This is a genomic window from Deinococcus pimensis DSM 21231, from assembly GCF_000519345.1.
In the GTDB taxonomy this organism is placed as follows: Bacteria; Deinococcota; Deinococci; order Deinococcales; family Deinococcaceae; genus Deinococcus_A; species Deinococcus_A pimensis.
On sequence record NZ_KI912643.1, the window covers coordinates 14505 to 18996 of the forward strand.

At 70.1% G+C, this 4492-nt stretch carries 4 protein-coding genes and 1 pseudogene; all 5 read right to left on the reverse strand.

The window, feature by feature from the left end; all coding sequences use genetic code 11:
• Positions 1-660 (reverse strand): annotated as a pseudogene (locus tag DEIPI_RS39615) (hypothetical protein); the annotation flags it as partial.
• Positions 657-1337 carry a type IV pilus inner membrane component PilO gene (locus tag DEIPI_RS0111740; protein ID WP_045234183.1) on the reverse strand — a complete coding sequence of 227 codons (681 nt, stop codon included), beginning with the start codon at positions 1335-1337 and terminating at the stop codon, positions 657-659. The gene DEIPI_RS0111740 and the pseudogene DEIPI_RS39615, both read right to left, overlap by 4 nt.
• Positions 1337-2023 carry a hypothetical protein gene (locus tag DEIPI_RS0111745; protein ID WP_027481899.1) on the reverse strand — a complete coding sequence of 229 codons (687 nt, stop codon included), beginning with the start codon at positions 2021-2023 and terminating at the stop codon, positions 1337-1339. The genes DEIPI_RS0111740 and DEIPI_RS0111745 overlap by 1 nt, the downstream gene beginning before the upstream one ends.
• Positions 2016-3194 (reverse strand): type IV pilus assembly protein PilM, encoded by a 1179-nt coding sequence (gene pilM / locus DEIPI_RS0111750; protein ID WP_027481900.1) that lies wholly within the window; start codon positions 3192-3194, stop codon positions 2016-2018. Before pilM ends, DEIPI_RS0111745 begins: the two co-directional genes overlap by 8 nt.
• A gap of 154 nt (positions 3195-3348) precedes the next feature.
• Positions 3349-4347: an isocitrate/isopropylmalate dehydrogenase family protein gene (locus DEIPI_RS0111755; RefSeq protein WP_027481901.1), complete on the reverse strand. Its 999-nt coding sequence runs from the start codon at positions 4345-4347 to the stop codon at positions 3349-3351.
• Positions 4348-4492 lie beyond the last annotated feature (145 nt).

Sequence of the window (4492 nt, forward strand, 5' to 3'; positions counted from 1 at the left end):
CGGCAGGGGTGCCGCGCCCGTCACCTTCGGCGGCGTGACGGTCACGCTGCTGCCGGGGCGCAGCGTCACGGAGGACGCGGTCCCGCCGTTGAAGCTGCTGCCGAGCTGACGGACCCGCTCGATGGGATTCACGGTGGGCGCGCTCGTGACCGAGCCCGGAATGACCGGAACGGGCAGGGCCGCGCTCGCGGTGCTCGCGATGGGGGTCGGCGTGGCCGCGGGCACGTTCGGGACGGGCAGCGGCGTGACCTCCGAGGAGGGTGCGGGCGTGGGCGTCGGAACGGTACCGCTGGCGGCGGCCACCTCGACGCGGAGCGGCTCGAAGGGGTTGGGAAGGTTGTCCTGAGCGGCGCTCGCGACGGCGGTCGGCGCGGCGGCCTGCTTCTCGCCCTCGGTCGGCGTCGGTGTTTCGGTCGTGAGGAACGGGAGTTGCGCGACCTCGACGGGCTTGCTGGGTGCGGAGACGCTCACGCCGCCCGGCGTGCCCTCGGGGCTCGTCGTTCCCGTGGACGTCGCGGGGGAGGTCGTGGTGGGCGACGTGACGCTGACGTCGGGGGACGCGTTCAGGTTGTAGACGTAGAACCCGCCGACCAGACCGCCGAACGCGAGCAGCGTCAGGGTGATCTTCATCTCACGCGTGAGCTTGATGGGACTTCTCACGAGTTACCTCCGGCGGGCGGCGCGGCGGGCGCGGTCGCGGGCGCCGCGGGTGCGGGCGTGGTGCCCGCGGGCGTGGGGGCGGCCGAGGCAGGCTGGGCCGCAGACGGGTCGAAGGTGTAGACGGTCACGCCGATGTTGCCCGTCAGGTTCGGGTCGCGGATCTTGTCGGTCGCGCCGAGGGTCAGGGCGTTGATGGTGGAGAAGCGGCTCATCCCTTCCAGGGAGCGCAGCACGCCGTACAGCTCGCCGAACCGTCCCTTCACCGACAGGCTGAGCGCGATGGGGCGGACACCGGCCGGAATCTGACCGGGCGCGCCGCTCCCGCTCTGGCTCACCGAGAGCATCTGGGCGCCGCTCGCGCCGATGTCCTTGCGGATCTCGTCGACGACCTCACCCATGCTGGTCGTGGCGGGCAGCGCGCGCAGCAACTCCGCGCTCTGCTTCTCGAGCGCCGCGACCTCCGCCTGGAGACCGGGCAGTTCCGCGGCGGCCTGACGGGAGGTGAGGACGGTCGTCTGCAGGGTCTCGAGGCGCCCGCGCGCGTCGTCGATCGCGAGCTTGTTGGCCTGGTAGGACTGGAAGTACCACAGCATCGCGAACAGGACCAGCACCACGAGGGTGAGGAGGAAGATGTCGCGGCCCTTGAGCTTGGCCAGTTGTGCCTTCAGGTTCTGCATTACCTCGCTCCTCCAGCGGGCGCGGCGGGCGCGGCGGCGACGTCCGTGCCTGCGGCGGTCGTGCCGGCGCCGCTCGTGTCGGCCGCCGCGACGGGCGTGCTCCTCACGAGACCGACCGTCGCGTCGAACTTGTAGTCGCCGGTGGTCTCGTCGAGGTTGGCGCTCTTGAACTGCACGCCGAACTCGGGTGACGCCTCGAACGCGTTCAGGAAGGTCACGAGGCTGGCGCTGGAGCTGGCGCTGCCGCGGATGTTGACTTCCTTGGAGACCGTCTTGCCGTCGTAATTGACGGAAGGCGTGGGGTTGTCGACGGCCTTCATGTCGAGGCTTTCGAGCGCCACGAGCGGCCGGGCGCCGCTGGGCAGCTGTCGGACGAACTTGGCGAGGTCACCGCTCCACGACGTCTGACCGGCCTTGAGGGCGTCGGCGACGGCGGTCACGGACTGCAGCGAGGCCTTGGTCGCCCGGAGCTTGTCGCGTTCCTGGACCTTGGGCTGCAGGATGTTGATCTCGCCCTGCACCTCGTCGATCTGCCGGTTGAGGTCTCCGAGGGTGGACGTCACGGTGAAGTGCAGCACACCGATCGTCGCGAGGGTCACGACGGCCGCGGCGCCCGCGCCGAGACGCCAGAAGTCGGGCCCGGTGCTCCTGCGGAGCTCCTTGGGCAGGAGGTTGATGTTAATCAAGGCTGCTCACCCCGCGAAGCGCCAGTCCCAGCGGCACCGTGAACTCGGCGGCCGTGCTCTGGAGGTAGCCGGTGTCGAAGCGTGACTCGTCGACGGTGACGCTCAGCCACGGGGAGGCCACCTCGACGCGGAAGCCCAGGGCGTCCCCGATCGCGGCGGCGAGTCCGCGCAGCTTGGCGCCGCCACCCGCGAGGTAGGTGCGGTCCACGACGACGTCGCCCGCCTGGACGCGGTAGTACTCCAGGGAGCGGCGGATTTCCGTGATGAGGTCGCCCAGGACGGGGCGGATGACCTCGAAGACCCGCGCGGGCGAGTACTGCTCTCTCGAAAGGTCGAAGTTCAGGAGGTCCTCCTCGTCCTCGGTGGGGGTCGTGGCGGTGGCGTAGCCGATCTTGATGTCCTCGGCGGCGGTGAAGTCGAGGTCGAAGGCCTTCTGGAGCGCCATGGTGAAGTCGTCGGCGGCGATGGCGATGTTGCGCGCCATCAGGACGCGCTCGCCACGCACGAGCGCGATGATGGAGCTCGACGCGCCGATCTCCATGACGAGCGCCACCTCGCCGTTCTCGGTGTACGCGCCGCCCGACATGGTGGTGCGGCTCAGGTGCGTGCCGAGCAGGTTGCCGCGCAGGGCGCGCAGGGTGGCGAAGGGCTTGAGGTCGATGACGGTGGGTTCGAGGCCCGCGAGGCGCAGCACCTCCACCTGACGGGCGATGGCCTCGGTGGGCGCGGCGGCGACGACGATCTCCATCTGACCGTCCTCCGCGATGGAGTCGGGGTCGTCGAGGAGGTCGTAGTCGACGGTGACCTCGTCGATGGGGTAGGGGATGTACTTCTCCGCCTCCCACCGGATGGCCTCGTCGAGTTCCTTGCGGGCCATCTTCGGGACCATGATGTTGCGGGTCACGGCGCTCTGGTTGGGCACCGTGCTGACCGCGAAGCGGGCGTTGAGGCCGTGCTTGGTCATGGCGTTGCGGATCTCGGTCGCGACCGTCTGCGGTTCGACGACGAGACCTTCGCGCATGGACCCGATGGGCGTGGGGATCGAGATGGCGTGCGTGAGCTGCGGGGGCGAACCCGGCTTGAGCGCCACGATCTTGATGGCGCTCGAACCGATCTCCACGCCGATCGCGGTCGGTTTCGGGCTGAGCAAGCGCTGGAGAGCTTTCGACATGGACTCCTCCGTGGATTCGTCCGATTTTAGCATCTTTTCATCTGACGGAAGAGAAAAATCCGCGATACGTCCCTCTCAGACGGCAATCTCATGAGAAGGGGTACGCGGAATCACGTCAGCATCGGTGTCTTCTAAGGTCCTACCTCACGTTCGTTCATGAGACTCGTCTGATGAGGGCCTGTGTGAAGGTGTCCGTGGACGCCTCGCCGCCCAGGTCCCGCGTGCGTGGTCCTTCCTGGAGCGTCGCGTCCACCGCCGCCTCCAACCTGCGCGCCAACGCCCCCTCCCCGAGGTGGTCGAGCATCATCGCGGCCGACAGCACCGTCGCGGTGGGGTTCGCGACGCCCTGCCCGGCGATGTCGGGCGCGCTGCCGTGCACGCTCTCGAACAGCGCGTGCCGCTCGCCCACGTTCCCGCTCGGCGCGACGCCGAGGCCGCCCGTCAGACCCGCCGTGAGGTCGGAGAGGATGTCCCCGAACAGGTTCGTCATGACCAGCACGTCGAAGTGCGCCGCGTCCCGCACGAGATGCATCGCGCAGGCGTCCACGATCACGTCCCGCACCCTCAGGCCCGGCACCCTGGCCGCCTCCTCCAGCACGGTCGAGAGAAACAGGCCCTGCGTGACGGGCAGCACGTTCGCCTTGTGCACCACCGCGAGGTCCCCACGCCTGCGCGCCGCGAGCTCCGCCGCGAGCCGTCCCACCCGGGCCGACGCCGAGCGCGTGATGACCGCGTCCGCGATGGCCGTGTCGCCATAACGCCGCTCCTGCGCGACGTACAACCCTTCCGTGTTCTCCCGCACGATCACCAGGTCCACGCCCGGCACGCAGCCCGGCACGGCCCGTGACCGCGCGGGCCGCAGGTTCGCGAACAGGTCGAGCTCGCGCCGCAGGTACCGGATCGCGCTGAAAAAACCCTCGACGCGCCGGCTCGGGCTGGTCGTCGCGCCGAACAGGACGGCGTCCGCCGCGCGCGCCGCGTCGAGGGTCTCGCCGGGCACGCTCGCGCCCCTGCGCTCGAAGACCTCCCAGCCCGCCTCGGCGCTCACGAACTCCGCGTCCACGCCGAGCGCTTCCAGGACCCGCCGCGCCGCCGGGATGACCTCGCGCCCGACGCCGTCGCCCTCGATCAGGCAGATGGTGTGTTTCGCCATGACGGCCAGTGTAGACCGTGCCGGGCGCTCAGCCCGTCAGCCCGAACCCGGGGTCGCGGACGAGCGCGCGCGCCAGCAGGGGACCCAGCAGGAACCCCTTCGAGCCCAGACCGCCCAGCGCCCACACGCCCGACGCGAGCCTGCC